Source organism: Terrabacter sp. GCM10028922 (assembly GCF_042666095.1).
In the GTDB taxonomy this organism is placed as follows: Bacteria; Actinomycetota; Actinomycetes; order Actinomycetales; family Dermatophilaceae; genus Terrabacter.
The window spans coordinates 223,587-239,859 of sequence record NZ_JBHTFG010000006.1 but is presented as its reverse complement, the minus strand read 5'-3'; the positions used below and the strand labels follow the sequence as shown (position 1 = coordinate 239,859).

The 16,273-nt window shown below is 65.7% G+C and carries 15 protein-coding genes; 9 read left to right on the top strand and 6 right to left on the bottom strand.

Annotated features, from left to right (window positions below):
• Positions 1-114 precede the first annotated feature (114 nt).
• The 3 genes from ACFQU3_RS05975 to ACFQU3_RS05965 are packed head-to-tail and all read right to left on the bottom strand — an operon-like array spanning position 115 to position 2,230.
• Entirely contained in the window at positions 115-630 is a 516-nt protein-coding gene (locus ACFQU3_RS05975) for an MSMEG_0567/Sll0786 family nitrogen starvation N-acetyltransferase (RefSeq protein WP_385908277.1), read from the bottom strand.
• Between the two features lie 11 nt (positions 631-641).
• The gene (locus tag ACFQU3_RS05970; protein ID WP_385907729.1) at positions 642-1,832 is read right to left on the bottom strand and encodes an MSMEG_0568 family radical SAM protein; all 1,191 of its coding nucleotides are present in this window, start codon (positions 1,830-1,832) and stop codon (positions 642-644) included.
• Positions 1,829-2,230, bottom strand: coding sequence for a hypothetical protein (locus tag ACFQU3_RS05965; RefSeq protein WP_385907727.1), 402 nt, complete (start codon positions 2,228-2,230; stop codon positions 1,829-1,831). Before ACFQU3_RS05965 ends, ACFQU3_RS05970 begins: the two co-directional genes overlap by 4 nt.
• 92 nt (positions 2,231-2,322) lie before the next feature.
• Here ACFQU3_RS05965 and ACFQU3_RS05960 point away from each other — a divergent pair, with 92 nt between their 5' ends.
• The 7 genes from ACFQU3_RS05960 (at position 2,323) to ACFQU3_RS05930 (ending at position 9,616) form a co-directional block, all read left to right on the top strand.
• Positions 2,323-3,852, top strand: a complete 1,530-nt coding sequence (locus tag ACFQU3_RS05960) for an FdrA family protein (RefSeq protein ID WP_385907725.1) — start codon at positions 2,323-2,325, stop codon at positions 3,850-3,852.
• Positions 3,849-5,015, top strand: a complete 1,167-nt coding sequence (locus ACFQU3_RS05955) for an MSMEG_0565 family glycosyltransferase (protein WP_385907723.1) — start codon at positions 3,849-3,851, stop codon at positions 5,013-5,015. Before ACFQU3_RS05960 ends, ACFQU3_RS05955 begins: the two co-directional genes overlap by 4 nt.
• 113 nt (positions 5,016-5,128) lie before the next feature.
• Positions 5,129-6,493 carry an amidase gene (locus ACFQU3_RS05950; RefSeq protein WP_385907721.1) on the top strand — a complete coding sequence of 455 codons (1,365 nt, stop codon included), beginning with the start codon at positions 5,129-5,131 and terminating at the stop codon, positions 6,491-6,493.
• A 39-nt stretch (positions 6,494-6,532) separates the two neighbouring features.
• Positions 6,533-7,360 (top strand): amidohydrolase family protein, encoded by an 828-nt coding sequence (locus ACFQU3_RS05945; protein WP_385907719.1) that lies wholly within the window; start codon positions 6,533-6,535, stop codon positions 7,358-7,360.
• Between the two features lie 130 nt (positions 7,361-7,490).
• The gene (locus ACFQU3_RS05940) at positions 7,491-7,976 is read left to right on the top strand and encodes an MSMEG_0572/Sll0783 family nitrogen starvation response protein (RefSeq protein ID WP_385907717.1); all 486 of its coding nucleotides are present in this window, start codon (positions 7,491-7,493) and stop codon (positions 7,974-7,976) included.
• 130 nt (positions 7,977-8,106) lie between these two features.
• The gene (locus tag ACFQU3_RS05935; protein ID WP_385907715.1) at positions 8,107-9,102 is read left to right on the top strand and encodes a universal stress protein; all 996 of its coding nucleotides are present in this window, start codon (positions 8,107-8,109) and stop codon (positions 9,100-9,102) included.
• A gap of 118 nt (positions 9,103-9,220) precedes the next feature.
• Positions 9,221-9,616 (top strand): carboxymuconolactone decarboxylase family protein, encoded by a 396-nt coding sequence (locus ACFQU3_RS05930; RefSeq protein WP_385907713.1) that lies wholly within the window; start codon positions 9,221-9,223, stop codon positions 9,614-9,616.
• 3 nt (positions 9,617-9,619) lie between these two features.
• Here ACFQU3_RS05930 and ACFQU3_RS05925 read toward each other — a convergent pair whose 3' ends face one another.
• The 3 genes from ACFQU3_RS05925 to ACFQU3_RS05915 form a co-directional block, all read right to left on the bottom strand.
• Positions 9,620-10,801 carry an FAD-dependent oxidoreductase gene (locus tag ACFQU3_RS05925; RefSeq protein WP_385907711.1) on the bottom strand — a complete coding sequence of 394 codons (1,182 nt, stop codon included), beginning with the start codon at positions 10,799-10,801 and terminating at the stop codon, positions 9,620-9,622.
• A gap of 55 nt (positions 10,802-10,856) precedes the next feature.
• Positions 10,857-11,237, bottom strand: coding sequence for a VOC family protein (locus tag ACFQU3_RS05920; protein WP_385908275.1), 381 nt, complete (start codon positions 11,235-11,237; stop codon positions 10,857-10,859).
• A gap of 394 nt (positions 11,238-11,631) precedes the next feature.
• A complete protein-coding gene (locus ACFQU3_RS05915; protein WP_385907709.1) occupies positions 11,632-12,909 on the bottom strand; it encodes a PucR family transcriptional regulator in 1,278 nt (425 codons plus the stop codon).
• 544 nt (positions 12,910-13,453) lie between these two features.
• On the opposite strand from ACFQU3_RS05915, the gene ACFQU3_RS05910 reads away from it, so the two are divergent.
• Together ACFQU3_RS05910 and ctaD are read left to right on the top strand one after the other, a co-directional pair.
• Positions 13,454-13,900 carry a hypothetical protein gene (locus ACFQU3_RS05910; RefSeq protein WP_385907707.1) on the top strand — a complete coding sequence of 149 codons (447 nt, stop codon included), beginning with the start codon at positions 13,454-13,456 and terminating at the stop codon, positions 13,898-13,900.
• 460 nt (positions 13,901-14,360) lie between these two features.
• Complete coding sequence (gene ctaD / locus ACFQU3_RS05905; protein WP_385907705.1) at positions 14,361-16,148, top strand: cytochrome c oxidase subunit I; 1,788 nt, start codon at positions 14,361-14,363, stop codon at positions 16,146-16,148.
• Positions 16,149-16,273 lie beyond the last annotated feature (125 nt).

The following is a 16,273-nucleotide window of genomic DNA, read 5'->3' as shown; positions in this document are numbered from 1 at the left end:
CTGACCGGCCCGTCGGGACAGGTCCCAACCGGGTCGTGGGGCATCACGTCTGAAGCGGTCACTCGCTCGGCAGCGGGGCCTGGAAGCTCGAAGACGTCACAGTGGCGAGCCGGCTCACTCTGGCGTGACCTTGTCACCATGCAGCGCAATCTGCATCGGCTGGTGACGCAGCCCCAGATAGTCTTCGGCTTCCTCGTAGGCCGACCACCCGAGCCTCTCGAAGAACCGCACATTGGCCAGCTGAATCTGAGCGATCATCCGCTGTCCCCCGTGTGAGCGGGCATAGGCGACGGCGTACCGCACCAGGGGCGCGCCCGCACCGCAGGTGCGAGCGGCTGGGAGAACTGCCAGCCGGTCCCCCTTCCAGAGTCCAGTGTGTTCGTCGAGCGGATACAGCCGGACCGTCCCCACAGGCTGACCGCGCTTGAACGCCAACACCCGAACAAGGTCCTCACGTCGGTCATGCGCATCGAGATCGGATCCGACGAACATCCCCTGCTCCTCAACGAAAACAGCATGCCGAATGCCACGGTGCATCAAGCGTTCTTCATCGGTGCGCGCCTCTGCGCAGACAACCTCGGCAGGCAAGCCGGGGGCCGCGGTAGCGGGTTCAGCGGATGCCGGCGACACAGGCCGGGCGTTCACGGCGATCCCCGATGTGTCGGCATGGGCAGGACTGCTTGGAGGCTGCTGAGCGCCGAGCAAGCCTGGCAGCGCGCACAGCCGGCCGACACCATGCTGGAGTCCATCCCACGCATGGCCATGTAGGCCGCGACCCGTCGGTAGACGCTCTCGGTATACGCCGCTGACGGGGGAACCGCATCCTGCATGAGGCTGCCTGCCACGGGACGTAGCGGCACCACGAACGGGTACACACCCATGTCGATGGCCCGCTTGCAGCCGGCAACGGTCAGCTCGACGTCCTCGCCCATGCCGAGGATCACGTACGTCGACACCTGCCCCTCGCCGAAGAGAGACACGGCTCGTTCCCATGCGGTGAAGTAGCCTTCGATCCCGGTGCGCGCCTTGCCCGGAGCCACTCGCGCAAGCACCTGCGGGTCGAAGGTCTCGACATGGATGCCGACCGAGTCGATTCCCAGGCCATGGACTTCGTTGATGACATCCAGATTGCGAGGTGGCTCGAACTGGACCTCGACCGGTAGCCCTGAGCTCTCCTTGACCGCGTTTCCGCACTTGGCGACGTACCTGGCACCGCGGTCCACGCCATTCGAGCTACCGGTCGTCAGCGTCGCGTCGACAGCGCCGTCTAGCGTGCGAGCCGCGACAGCGACCTCCGCGAGCTGCGCCGGCGATTTCTTCACCATCGTGCGGCCCGCATCCAACGACAGCTCGATGCCACAGAAGGCGCACTGGTCCGGTGTCGCCCAGTAGGAGCAGGTCTGCACAACCGTGCTGGCAAACGAGTCAAGATGCATGAGCCCGATCTGCCAGTACGGCACGCCATCGGCCGTGGTCAGGTCGTAGAACTTGGGTCGCGGAGCGCCTTGGGCCGCTGCCAACCGGACCCCGTCGCGGTAGATCCCGTATCCGGCGTCTTCCCACTTGAGGACATATGGCGAGGCGAGGGCCTGCACGCTCACGGTCGGAACGGTCACGGCCACGCCCTCGATCCAGAGCATTCCGGAATCGGTCGGCCCGGCGCCTCCCTTACGGGTCTCGAGCTGGGCCTCTACCCGCAGGCCCACGCTCTGCAGTTCGACTATCAGCTCGGCAACGTGCGTGGGGACGGGCTGAGGCTGGGAGGGGGTCTCGGCCGGCGCAGTGTCGGCGGGCGCAGGGTTGCTGCCCCGGGTGGTCCTTGCGATAGTCATGGCTGGCCGCCTTGACGCGGTTCGGGTCCGGCGTCCGGCTCACGTGCTGCCAGGTCTCTGAAGCGATGGGCGCGGGCGGCGTCCAGGGCGGTGCCTGGATCGAAACCGGAGCTGGTCGCAAGTGCTGTGGAAGGGCACTGGGCCAGGACGCCTGCGGCGTCCACGTGCGTGAGCTCGGCAACCGTCCCGCATTCGCGGCTCAGCACTTGCGCCGCCTCGTGTACCAGCGTGACGGCCGTCTTATACAGGTCGGCGTCGACCATGATCAACGGGTACAGGCGACGCTCGGCCGCTCTCCATCGCGTCACTGCTACCGGCTCATCGCGGGCCTGGCCCTGGAGGAGCTGCTGGTTCTCGTCAGCGACCTTGGTTCCCCTGGAGGAGTTTGGCTTCATCATGACATCTACTATAGTGAATGCATGAATCGTATGCTAGAGGCTGCGCGAGTCAGGGGGCCGTCGAGGCACCTACGGGCGCAAGAGGTCACAGCATGACCAGCGACGTACGGATCTTCTACGACACCTATGTCGATTCAGTCATGCAGCTGAAGGCCACTCGCGCCATGACCGACATCGTTGGCGTCGAGTGGGCCGCAGCGGCAATGGCCACGCCAGCCAACCAGCAGACACTGACGTCGGAGGGGTTCGCGACCACGGGTATGGGCTCGGCAAATGACCTCTTCCTCGCGGTCCGGGGAGCCGACGATGCCGTGGTGCAGGGCGCCCTGTCGGCGGGGGCGGACATCATGTTCGCCAGCCGGCACAGCAAGGACGGCACGGCACACCTGCGCGCCCACCGCACGATCGGCCGGGCGGCGCGTGAACGGCCCGACACCAACGTTGCCATCATCTCGGTGCCCGGCGCGTATGCGGCGCTTGAAGCCCACGAGGCGTTGACTGCCGGCCTGGATGTGTTGTTGTTCAGCGACAACGTCTCCGTCTCCGATGAGGTGGCCCTGAAGGAGCGCGCCGCGGGCCTCGGTCACCTCCTGATGGGCCCCGGGGCGGGTACGGCAATGCTCGGCGGCACTGGGCTCGGCTTCGCCAATGTGGTCGATCCCGGCCCGGTGGGCATCGTGGCGGCGGCCGGAACGGGTGCGCAAGAGGCCATGAGTCTGCTCGACCGATGGGGTGTCGGCATCTCGTGCGTCATCGGGCTCGGTGGCCGCGACCTGTCCGAGGCCGTCGACGGCCAGATGGCGAAGGCGGCGATCGAGTCCCTTCGGGCCGACCCAGGCACCGAACTGATCTTTCTCGTGTCGAAGCCGCCTGCCGAGCGAGTTGCTCGGGCGGTTCTTGCGACAGCCGACGACTTCCCGCTCATCGCAGCGCTGGTCGGCCGCGCGGCTGACGCAGGCCCGATCACCGGGCGGCGAGTGGCTCGGACCCTCGAGGCAGGCGCCTTGGAGGTCTTGGACCTGCTCGGCGTGGAACGCCCAGACTTCCTTGGTGCACTACAGGAGCAGGTGGCGGGAGCCTGCGAAGGTTTGGCGGCTGGACGCACCCTGGTCCGAGGCCTCTTCTCCGGGGGGACACTCTGTTACGAGTCGTTGGTTGTCCTCGGCGATGTTCTGGGCCCGGTGTATTCGAACGTCCCGCTGGATGATTCGCTTCGGGTGCCTGCGCCCCAAGGCAGCCACATCTGCCTCGATCTCGGTGAAGAGGAATACACGGTCGGTCGTCCCCATCCGATGATCGACCTGCAGGCACGCGTGGAGATGGTCGATGAACAGGGGCGCGATCCGGCCGTCGCAGTGATCCTGCTGGATGTCGTCCTGGGATTCGGCGCGCACCAGGATCCTGCGAGCCAGCTCGCGCCGGCGTGCGCACGGGCCGTCCAACATGGCGCCTCGGTCGTCGCCTATGTGCTCGGCACGCACCAGGACCCGCAGGGCTACGTCCGCCAGTGCGCGATGCTCAAGGACGCGGGCTGCATCGTGCCGGAGACTGCCGCCCGCGCTGCGTACTCGGCCGCCGCGATCGCAAGGCGCGACGCCTCGCTCGTCACGAGGCAACCATGAGCACCGCAGAGATCGGCCTCGTCACCTACTCCACCAAGCCGCGCGGAGGTGTCGTGCACACCCTGTACCTCGCGGAGGCGCTCATGGACGCGGGTGTGCCCGTTCACATCGTCACCCTCGGCGAGTCGGGTTCCGGCTTCTTCCGTCCCACGCGCGTTCCGTACACCGTCGTTCCGGCCCCTCCCCATGCGGACACGCTGGAGCAGCGCGTGTTCGACTCGGTCGATGCGCTCGAACGTGGTTTGCGGTCCCTGGGGCAGCGCTTCGCGCTCATGCACACCCAAGACTGCATTTCGGCGCGAGCGGCAGCCCGCGTCCGCGACAGCGGCTTCGGGCCACGTGTCGTGCGCACCGTTCACCACATCGACGACTTCACCACTCCCGCGCTGATCGACTGTCAGCGTCAGGCCGTGCTAGAGCCGGATGCAGTGCTGGTCGTCAGCAACGTCTGGCGTGAGCAGCTCTGGCGCGAGTTCGGCGTCGATGCCCAGGTGGTGCACAACGGCGTCGACGTCGGGCGCTTCGCGCCGATCGCCCCGGAGCGCAGGGCAGAGCTCCGGTCACGTGTCAACGCGGCCGGCCGATTCCTCTTCCTCGCCGTTGGCGGGGTTGAGCCCCGCAAGGGCAGCACCTACTTGTTCGAGGCACTGGCCCGCTTGCATACGCGAATGCAACCGACACCGGTGCTGGCCGTGATTGGCGGTCAATCCTTCCAGGACTATGAGCGATACCGTGCCGATGCGTTGGGGCAACTGGCGCATCTTGGGCTCGCTCTCGGGTCGGACGTGGTTCTGCTCGGGACCGTCCCGGAGTCGGAGATGGCAGCCTGGTACCGCGCAGCCGACGCATTGGCTTTCCCGTCGGTCAAGGAGGGCTTCGGCCTCGCAGTCCTCGAGGCGATGAGCGCCGACCTGCCAGTGGTCACCAGCGACCTACCGGTGTTCCGTGAGTACCTCCACGCTGGCCGCGACGCTCTCATGGCTCCGGTCGGGGACGTCCCGGCATTGTGCGACGCCCTGCACACGGTGGCGACCAATGCCCAGCTACGCCGCGCCCTTGTCGAGGCGGGTCGGCCGATCGCCGCGCGATTCAGCTGGCAGGCGTCCGCTCACGAGCACCGGGCCCTGTATTCGCGGCTGCTGTCCACAACCCAGCAGGCATGAAGTCCCGCCCCATAGTTTCCGAGATTCCGAATTCGAACGCGGGAGAGTGCGTGAAGAGACCAGAGGCAGTCGTTCGGGCGGGTCATGCGGCACCGCCAACCACCCTCGTCGAGATGAGCGCTGCCATCCGCGAGGGCCACGTCACGTCGGCCGAGCTTGTTGTTGCGGCGATCCGATCCATCGAGGCATGGCAACCGCTCACGAACGCCGCGAGCGACGTCTGGCCCGAGGAGGCGCTCGCCGCGGCTCACGCACTTCCCGCCCAGGCGGTTGGGCCGCTGCACGGCGTGCCCGTACTGGTGAAGGACTTGTTCGACGTGGCCGGTCACGACACCACCGGGTGCTGCGAGGCGTTCCGCGGAAACCTCGCCACTGCGGACGCGTTCGTTGTCACGCGGCTTCGGGAAGCTGGCGCGATCATTGTCGGAAAGACCAACATGCATGAACTGGCGGCGAGCGGCACCAACCACATCTCCAGCTGCGGTCCGACCCGAAACCCTTGGGCGCCAGACAGGTTGACTGGAGGATCAAGCGGAGGCTCAGCTGCCGCCGTGGCCACAAGGAGCGTCCCATTTGCTCTAGGAACCGATACCGCCGGCTCGATCAGAGTGCCCTCCTCGTTCTGCGGGACGGTGGGGCTGAAGCCAACTCACGGGCGCATTCCGATGGCCGGGGCGATGCCCCTCTCCCCCAGTCTCGGCTGCATTGGTCCGATGGCCGCCACGGTGGAGGACGTCGCGTTGGGTTACGCCGTTCTGACCAACCAGCACCAATCGATCCCGGCGGTTCAGCAGAATCTGCGGGGCGTGCGGATCGGTCTGGTTCACGATGGCTACTTCTCCCGCATGATCCATCCCGCCATACGTGGGGCCCTCGGTCATGTCGCTGATGTGCTCGCGGCGGCTGGTGCCACACTCGTGGAGTCCCACCTGCCGAATATGGACGGAGCCCTACACACCTGGGGCGACATCGCCTGGCCTGAGTTCGCGGTCTCCTACCCAGATCTCGACCTGCACCGGGTCGGTCGTGAAATCGTGGGACATTACCGCTACGGGCAGCACCTGAGCGCAACCGACCAGGCTCTTGCCCATCAGCACGCCGCGCGGATCCAGGCGGAGTTCGCGACTGCCCTTGGCGACGCCGATGCACTTCTGCTACCGGCAACGGCCTATCCCGCACCGCGTTTCGTCGACGAGGAGATCGTCCTGGGGGATGGGGAAGCCCTGAATGTGTTCCGAGGCGGTCCGGTCTGGTTCACCTGTCCGATAGATATCGCCCTTCTTCCGGCGCTCTCATTTCCCGCCGGTTTCGACACGGCCGGCTTGCCACTGGGGGTACAGCTGGTCGGGCGATTCGCCGACGAGTGGACCCTGCTGCGCATCGGTCTCGAATTTCAGGCGCGGACCACCCATCATCTGCGCACACCCCAGTTGTCGCCCTCCCGACCTACTCGCCAGGAGCGGAACGCCACCCACTGACATCTACTATCCGACATGAATCTGTAGTATGATAAACGCATGGTTCAACAACTTGTACACGACGCTCACCGCCACATCGGCCTCCTCCCGGCCTACCCGTTCTACGGTGGCCCGCCGGTACACCCGGACACGTCCGCGCGAGGCACCATCGCCGACCTTGTTGCCGATCTACAGTCCGAAGGCACGGAGCGGGCGCTGGTGCTTCCGAACTACGGAGTTCCTGACGCCGCAGTGTCGTTCGCGTTCAACGAGCTGGTGCTCGAGGCCGCCGCCAAGGATGACCGGATCCGGTGCGGGCTGTGGGTCTCACCCCGCCCGCAGGACACTGAGCTGAATCTTGCGGCACTGGCTCACGCCGGCGAGAAAGGAGTCAAGGTCCTCAAGACGAGCTTCCTGCTCGGCGGCCGGGCCGATGACCCGGAGTGCCGGCCGCAGCTCGACCACATTTTCGACACTGCCCGCCGACACGGCCTCGTGGTCCATGTCCATACCTCTTCTGGTGGAGCTTCCGACATCGACGAGATCGGTTCTCTCGTAGACCGCTATGGAGACGACGTCAAGATTCACCTGGTACACCTCGGCGGCGGAGTCAGCGCGCACATCAAGCTGATCGGGAGCCGACTGTTCGACTGGATCGAAGCAGGAAAGCAGGTGTACACCGATACCAGCTGGGCCGTCGGCTTCGCGCCGCGCTGGCTGGTGCAGGAGATCGAACGACGCGGAGTCGGCCACGACCGTCTGCTGTTCGCGAGCGACGAGCCCTGGGGCGATCACGCGGGCGAACTCGCGCGCCTTCGGGCGGCAGCTGGCGATGGTGAACTCGCCAACTTGATCCTGCGCGGCAACTTCGAAGCGCTCTATGACTGACGTTCTCCGGAGCACGGGCACGACCTAAGTGCCCGATGGTTCTCGCCCGCGGCACGTTCGATCATTGCGCGGTCCAACCCTTTGACTCACCCAAATGCATCATTCAGAAGATCAGAGAAGGGGCATCCCCATGGCAAGTATCGTCGGAGAACGGGTCAATGTAGGCGACGCTATCGTCGACTACGAGGACAAGGTATTCCCGGATCATCAGGCAGAGCCCGGACAGAAGGCGTTCGTCTTCTATCACTGCGTGCCGTTCGAAAGCTCGGCCTCGCTGGTGAACCTGCTGACCGCGACACGGATCCTGCGCAAGGGTTTCGAGACGCACATCATCATGTTTGGCCCCGGGTCGCTGGCCGCTGCCGCTACGAGAGGCTTCCCCAAAGTCGGCGATGAGGGCTTCCCTGGAAACATGAACTACAACAACCTCCTGCAGAGGTTCATGGACGAAGGCGGCCATGCTTACGCGTGCCGATTCTCGGCCGCAGCTCTATACGGCATGCGGGAGATCGACATGATGGCGGGCGTGAAGCCAATCAACCCCAAGGACGTGCTGGACGCCGCCATTACGGCATGGCGCGAGCGAGCGCTAACCCTCAACACCTGGACCATGTAGGGAGCTTCGGCAAGCCAGCACCGCGGACATCAACGGCGTCCAGGCGCTACGCGTTTCACGACGACGCAAAGCCGCGTTGACAGCGGGGGCCAGGGACGGCCCAAGGCATACAACCGCCACGGAGGTAACGATGAGGCCGCGAGATACTGCAACACGCATCGTCGCCGGTGTCGATGGGGGTCACACATCCGTCCACGCGCTGCGATGGGCTTGGCGTCAAGCACAATCAACCGGCGCCACGCTGTCCGCTGTTATGGCCTGGGATCAGCCCGCCCTCTACGCCGACGCCGCCTACGCCGGAGTCGCAGCCCCCTTCGTGGACTGGGAGGGGGCCGCACGCTTGCACGTTGAAGACACCATTCGCGAGACGGTTGGTGAGGACGGTTTCCCGGGTGTGACTCCAGTCGTCACCTGGGGCCGTCCAGCCACCGTCCTGATGGAGGCCGCCGCTGACGCCGACCTCTTGGTCGTCGGCACTCATGGCCACGACGGTTTCATCGGGACGCTGTCGGGGTCCGTCAGCCTCCACCTCGCGCATCACGCACCATGCCCTCTGACGATCATCCCATCGCCGCGCGATGCCCGGCCGCCATCACCCAGAGTCGGCAAGATCGTGGTGGGCGTCGACGGCTCACCGCCATCGCTTCAGGCGCTGCAGTGGGCCTCGCATCAAGCGAAAGCAACCCTGGCTCGACTCGAGGCGGTCATGGCCTACGCCAGCTCAAACCAACCAATCAGCCCGACGGGCGCTCCCGGGGGCAATCCTTACGGCTGGCGAGGCAAGGCCGACCTGACGCTACATCATGCAGTCGTCGATGCACTGGGGTATCAAGCCGCCAAGGAGGTGACCCAAACGGTTCTCGAGGGTCACGCTCTACCGGCACTGATCGCGGTCGCCACCGACGCGGACATGCTGGTCGTGGGCTCCCGCGGCCACGGCGCTCTCGCCGGAATGCTGCTGGGATCAGTGAGCACCCTGCTGAGCGAGCACCCGCCGTGCCCGCTCACCATCATCCGCCCCACCACAAGCACCAACCCCCCAACAAGGCCCCATGCCAGCTGGCAGCGTCGCGCGCGCTCAGAGTCGAGTTCTGATGTCGAGCACGGACATTTCTGGCACCCATGAATGCCGGCGATCGGAGCACTTGGGGCCCGCAGGTCGCACGCGAAGTTCGCGGACGACGGCCGCTGCAAACACCCACGAACAGCCAGAACCACATCCGTATCCAACCAGGAGATGCCCAATGAGCGAGTCGATGTATCACCCGACCACGCCGGAGATCGCCGCCCGACGCAAAGAGCTCGCACCCGGCATTCACCACGCGTTCGAGGCGTTCAGCCGCGCCGTATTCGACGAGGGATCGCTACCTGAGAAGACCAAGCAGCTGATCGCAGTCGCGGTCGCGCACACCACCCAATGCCCTTACTGCATCCAGGGCCACACGCGCCTGGCCCATCGCAAGGGCGCAAGCGACGAGGAGATCATGGAGGCGGTTTGGGTCGCGGCTGAGATGCGCGCCGGCGGTGCCTACGCCCACTCAACACTGGCCCTGCATGCCCTTGAGGCGATGGCCACCTCGCGCCCGGTGAGTCACGAGGCGTCGCACGCGACTACGGTCCGCGGCCCAGGCAACGTCTAGCCCTCACGCCGACGACCTCGGACGGAACCGGTCTGCCCGAACAGTGCTACGGAGCGGTGGAATGTGTGAGCCGTAGGGAAGAGGATTGGTGAAGTAGGCGGCCAGTTCTTCGGCGACCACGAGCTGCGCGGAGCGCCAAGGTGGCTGGTCATGGATGTGGGCGCGCCAGCCTGTCCCGGCGATCAGGTAGGCCTCCAGGTACAGCGGCTTGTCACCGGTGAGCAGGGCGCCGCGCAGCAGCGGTCGCAGGGCGGCCGGGGCTGGGCCGCCGCCAGCAAGGTGAGCGATGCCGGCGGCGGCGGTGTCGGCCTGCTGTGCAGCGAGACTGCCGTTCTTGACCGGCAGGTCGGTGGCGTCGCCCGCAGCGAAGATGTGCCCACCCGTGTGGCGCACTCGACATCGTTGGTCCACCGAGATGAAGCGATCGACGGCGTCGCCCGGAATGCCACGCAGGTTCGGCCCCGTGATCGTCGGCAGGGTGACGATCCGGTCCGGGCGCAGGTCGATGCCGGCGGGCTCGAGATGCAGCAGCTGCGGCCCATCGACGCGGGCCCGAGTTCGGGTGTGCAGTGCGATCCCCGCCTCGCCCAGTAGAGCCTCGACTCTCCTGCCCACCTCATCGCCGAATGCGTGCAGCGGCCGAGGCTGTGGCGTGACGACCGCGATGCTTGGGCGCAGTCCGCGGTCGTGCGCATGCTTGGCTGTCAGCAGCGCGAGTTCATAGAGCGGCAGCGGCCATGACGGCCCTGGGGGCTCGCTCAGGACAACGTTCCTGATGGCGCCGATGTCGAGCTGTTGGACGATCTGCCTATACAGGTGGCCCGAGGTGCGATCGCTGAACACGGAAACATGAGGATTCGGCGTGCGTTCCCGCCCGCCAGGCGCGAGCAGCAACGCGTCGTAAGGCAACTGCCGCCCGCCCACAGTGTGCACGGTGCGCGCGGGCAGATCGACCGACGCGGCCCTGTCGCGGACCCAATGGGCTCCGGTGTCCTCCACGATGCGCTGGATCGGGTGGCGTTCTGCCTCGCCCAAGCCGAACGGCACCAGGACGGTGCGCTCGCGATAGATCAGCTCCTCACCAGGGCACAGCAGATTGAGCACGACTGTGTCTCCAGCCAGTCTGCGCAAGCGCAACAGGGCCTCTATGGCGGCGACGCCGCCGCCGCAAATCAGGACTGTCATAGCGTCCATATCAGTTACTCCAGGCGAGACCCGTCTGACGGCCGGCCGCGCCATTTCAGTTGTATAGGCGAGGGGCAATAACGGAGCGCGGCAGCATTTCGGGAGTCGGGTGGGCGATCACAACATCAATGCCGTCCGGGTCATGGCCTCGCACGAATGTGACTCCCCCGCTGCTGTATCTGTCGGGGTGGCCGCCGCGCTCCCTCAGGACGCCCTCCACGTTTTCGAGTGCCTCAGCACTGTCTGTGGACCACATCAGGCAATGGAGTCCGATGTGTCCCGATGGACGCTGCGCCCTACCGCCCTTTGCGACGAGGTATATCTGGAAGCCGCCTGTAGTGACAAGCAGAGCGGCATCCAGATCGCGGATGGCTACCCTGCATGTGAATACGTCGCGATAGAAATCCACTGACCGGTCCAGCTGTGCGACGAACATGACCGATGACGCAAGTCGCGCAAGCTGCTCCATTGTTCCTCCCTTCTCGACGCCTCTATCCGGTTGCCTTCATCGTCGCCTGAGTCGAGCCCGTGGTGATCAGCGGCTGACGGACTCGCCTTCTGTGCGCCCGACCCAAAACTTCTAGATCGGGGCAAAACGTGAATTGTGGATCCGAAAGGCTCGAGCGGCCCGTTGATTGCACGCCCCGGGCGCCACTACTATCACCGATTTTGCGCTTGAGTACGGGAGACGGCACTGTCAGCCGCCGGTCGACTTCAGACGCGTTTGTTGCTTCAGGGCGGCAAGGTGACGCGCCGGGGGTGCAACCGGGCTATGTCGATGCTCACGGGCAGGCGGTGTACGCAGTCGGGCTCCGGGCCGCCAAGCTTGATTAGTCGGAGCGTAGCGCCGCACTCGGGTCGGGCAGTTCGTGCTCAGGCCATCCCAGCAGCTTGGCGCCCAGTACCGCAGCATTCAAGATGAACCGATGCGAGGGGTCGACGGGATCATGGGCGGTCAAGGTCCTGACTCGATCCAGCCGGTAGGTGACTGCCCGAACGGATAGGTGCATCCGCTGAGCCGTCGCCGTGTTGACGCCGCCACACTCGAAGTACGCCTCCAGGGTGTCGAGAAGCGGCCGGGCGCCACCGCGTGCCTCGCGGAGCGGGTCCAGAACCGAATGGACAAGGTCAACGATGGCCGGCTGGTCGCGGAACAAGACCCGATAGATGAGGAGATCCTGGCCTTCGACCACCGGACTCGTCAGCTGCATGCGCGCCGCGGTGATGAGGCCCTCCCTGGCCTCCTCATAGGAGCGCGCGATCCCGTAGGCACCTGGGTGAGCCCGACCCACGGCCACACGCCAAGGCCCTCCACGTCGTAGGCGGCTGAGCTCGGCGTGGATGAGCCCGCCGAGAGTATCTGTAGGACTGGAGCGTCGGCTGGTCCTCTTGTCGACTGGCGGCGTTTCGCCGGGAGCAAGGACGACCACGAGCCCTTCCTTCGTCGTCACGAGCACATCCCGGTCCCCGACACGGTCCACAACCACGCGCTCCAACGAACGGGTAGCGGCCTCTATCGACGACAACCGCTGTCCTGGCCGCGCCAAGGCCACCCGATGCGCGCGGGTCAAGTCCAACCCGAATGGCTCCGCACGCTCCACCAACTCACCCAAATGGGCATCACCACGAAGCAAGTCCTCGATGAGCTCTCGCCGATTGGTTTCCTCCCATCGGACCATCTCACGACCCGCTTCAGCATGTCCCTCAGCGAAGGTTGCCACGGCCTCCTCCATGACCTGCAGCAGGGCTTCCGCAGCTGCCCGCACCGCAGCGCTGTTGCGTTCGCGGACAACCGCCGGCAGCTCGAGCCACACCCGCCGTGCAGCGGAGAGATACAGATCAGCCCCTCGCCTGGTGGAGATGCCCGACTCGGCCGCACGTCGCCCCAGTAGACGCACCGCCTCTAGGTCGCTGCGGGCGGGGCGTTGTCCGAATGTCGCCGCATGGGCGAGCATCGGGAGGTAGTCACCGAGGAACTCCTCCGGCACATTGCCGGCGTCGCGACTCGCCCCCTTCGCCACATCCTTCAGCCACTCATCCCCGGGGGCCGTAGCCTGCAAACCTTTCCGAGCCGACCGGCTGGCATTGGAGTCGCCGATGTCTTCCATGGACGTCCGTTCGCTTGCCTGATGTTGCCCCACCAGTAGACGCCCGATTGCCGACGACCGGCAAGCAGCTGCCGAAGGTCTCGACGGTCGCCACTGCCATGACCCGGATCCGTCTCGGCGCGGCACAGGACAGCCCCATGTAGGGCGCACCCGCAGTCGCGCCTGGCTTCACCCACCGCATCCACACAGGGCTCAGGCGGCAACCGAGGAAACAACCGCTTCGTCACCACATCAGACGACCAAACTGTCGGCCCGCTCGTTGCTGCCAGTCGGAAGCGAGAGGGCCAGGTTGTTGGCCGGTCATGGACAGTGGCAGGTCGGCCTCGTTGCGGCACAGTGGACTTAACGCATTGGCAGAAGGGACCGGGGGAAGACGTAGCTCCCCGGCACAAGCGCAGCCGCCGCACATGGGCATTGGGCCCCGCCGGTGCCCACAGCGGCCAGGGGCGGGTCGGCAGCTGCTCCGTTTCCCACGGAACGATCCACCAATGACACGAGCGCCCGGTTATCTCCGTGCCAACCAACCACTAGTAGACAGGTGCTGATGATGGGTATCATCCCCCGGCCCCACGACGTCGCGACCCCCGTGCAGGGAGGATCCACATCGCGGCAAGCGTTCCTTCTGTTGCGAACCGTCTTCACGGTGGCCCCGATCGTATTCGGGCTGGACAAGTTCGCGAACGTGCTTACCGATTGGCCCAACTATCTGGCCCCGTGGATCAACGACCTGATCCCTGGGACGGCCCAGCAGGCAATGTACGCCGTCGGAGTAGTCGAAGTCCTTGCCGGCGTTGCTGTGGCATTGCTGCCGCGCTTTGGCGGGCTGCTGGTTGCTGCATGGCTGGCCGGCATCATCGTCAACCTCCTGTCGATCCCCGACTACTACGATGTCGCGCTCCGCGACTTCGGCCTTCTTGTCAGCGCACTGGCCCTCTCACGGCTCGCAGCAGAGCACTCACCGCGCACGCTCCGAAGCATGGTTGGACGATGACGACGACGATGACGCCTCGGCGCATCTCAAGCGGCTCAGACGAAACGTCCGCTCCCGGCAAGCCATTGAGCGCCCTATCGATCCGGGAGCTCCTGCAGCAGCTAGCCGCGTCTGAGGACGCGCTGCGCGATCTACAACCGCTGGTCGCAGACCCGGACGCGACCCTTTCCACTCCGAGCCGATTTCCCATCTTGGTTCGGCAAAGGGCCTTGATCCGGGAACTGCGCCTCCGCCGGCTCGCGCTGCGGCGACGGGCTCGATTTGCCCACCTCGGAGCCTAGAGGGAGGCGTAAACCTGGCCGGTCAGACGAAGAAGATTGGCCAGGGGGCCGAACCCGAATGGACGCCCGGATGGCGTGTCGCCGTGTCGAACACGAATCGCCGCATTCAGGCGCCGCGACGGCGCGGAAGCAATTGAGCCGGGGACCTGGTGCAGAACCAGCTCTGCCTTGGAGGCTTCATGACGACAGTCCAGCAATCTCATGGCCACGTGGAAGTGGAGGAGTCCGGCGGCGTTCGCCCGACTGCGCGGCTGGCCAAGGGCCAGACGTTCGTGAAGTGGGTGACGACGACCGACCACAAGGTCATCGGCAACCTCTACTTCATCACGTCGTTCGTCTTCTTCCTGCTCGGCGGCATCATGGCGCTGCTCATCCGCGCCGAGCTCCTCGCCCCGGGCCTGCAGGTCGTCGACAACCCCGACCAGTACAACCAGCTGTTCACGATGCACGGCACGATCATGCTGCTGCTGTTCGCGACGCCGCTCTTCGCCGGCTTCGCCAACGCCGTGATGCCGCTGCAGATCGGTGCGCCCGACGTGGCGTTCCCGCGCCTCAACATGTTCGCGTACTGGCTCTACCTCTTCGGTGGCCTCATCGCGACGGCAGGCTTCCTGACGCCGGCCGGTGCAGCCGCGTTCGGCTGGTTCGCCTACGCGCCGCTCTCCGACGTCAGCTACACGCCGGGCCTCGGCGGCGACCTGTGGGTCTTCGGCCTCGCGTTCGCGGGCTTCGGCACGATCCTCGGCGCCGTCAACTTCATCACGACGATCATCTGCATGCGCGCGCCCGGCATGACGATGTTCCGGATGCCGATGTTCACGTGGACGGTCCTCATCACAAGCCTGCTCGTCCTCATGTCGTTCCCGGTGCTTGCCTCGGCGCTGCTGGCGCTCGGTGGTGACCGCCGCTTCGGGATGCACATCTTCGACGCCGAGAACAACGGAGCGATGTTGTGGCAGCACATGTTCTGGTTCTTCGGGCACCCGGAGGTCTACATCATCGCGCTGCCGTTCTTCGGCATCATCAGTGAGGTCCTGCCGGTCTTCTCGCGCAAGCCTCTGTTCGGGTACAAGACGATGGTGTTCGCGACGGTCGCCATCGCCGCGCTCTCCGTGACGGTCTGGGCGCACCACATGTACGCCACGGGCCAGGTGCTCCTGCCGTTCTTCGCCATCATGAGCATGCTCATCGCGGTGCCGACCGGTATCAAGTTCTTCAACTGGATCGGCACGATGTGGGGCGGCAAGGTCACCATGCACGCCCCCATGTTGTGGGCGATGGGCTTCCTGATGACCTTCCTGTTCGGCGGCCTGACCGGCATCATCCTGTCCAGCCCGGCCCTCGACTTCCACCTCACCGACAGCTACTTCGTCGTCGCGCACTTCCACTACACGGTCTTCGGCACCGTGGTCTTCGCGATGTTCGCCGGCTACTACTTCTGGTGGCCCAAGCTGACCGGCTGGATGCTCGACGAGACGCTCGGCAAGATCCACTTCTGGATGCTGTTCATCGGCTTCCACATGACGTTCCTCATCCAGCACTGGCTCGGCGTCGAGGGCATGGCCCGCCGTTACGCCGACTACCTGCCGGAGGAGGGCTTCCAGCTCGCGAACATCATCTCGAGCGTCGGCGCCTTCCTGCTCGGCGCGTCGATGATCCCGTTCGCCTACAACGTCTGGAAGACGTGGCGCAGCGCGCCCCTCGTCGAGTCCGACGACCCGTGGGGCTACGGCGCCTCGCTCGAGTGGGCCACGTCGTGCCCGCCGCCGCGCCACAACTTCACGTCGCTGCCGCGGATCCGGTCCGAACGACCGGCGTTCGACCTGCACCACCCCGAGGCCGCGCCTTGGCAGAAGCCGAAGGTCGGGCTTGCAGAGACCACGGGGCGATCCCAGCTCGACGGAACACGTGTCAACGCGTCGTCGACCACCAAGGAAGGCGCTACCCCCGGCACCCAGCGCGAGTGAGGTCCAAGCGCCCGAACGCTGTGAGGCCAATCCGCGAGCTCAGACTCGCCTGCCCGCAGTGAAATGGTGTCCACGGGGCCAGTGACGGGAGCCAGGCGATAGTCTTCGTGCCTCACGATGTGCCG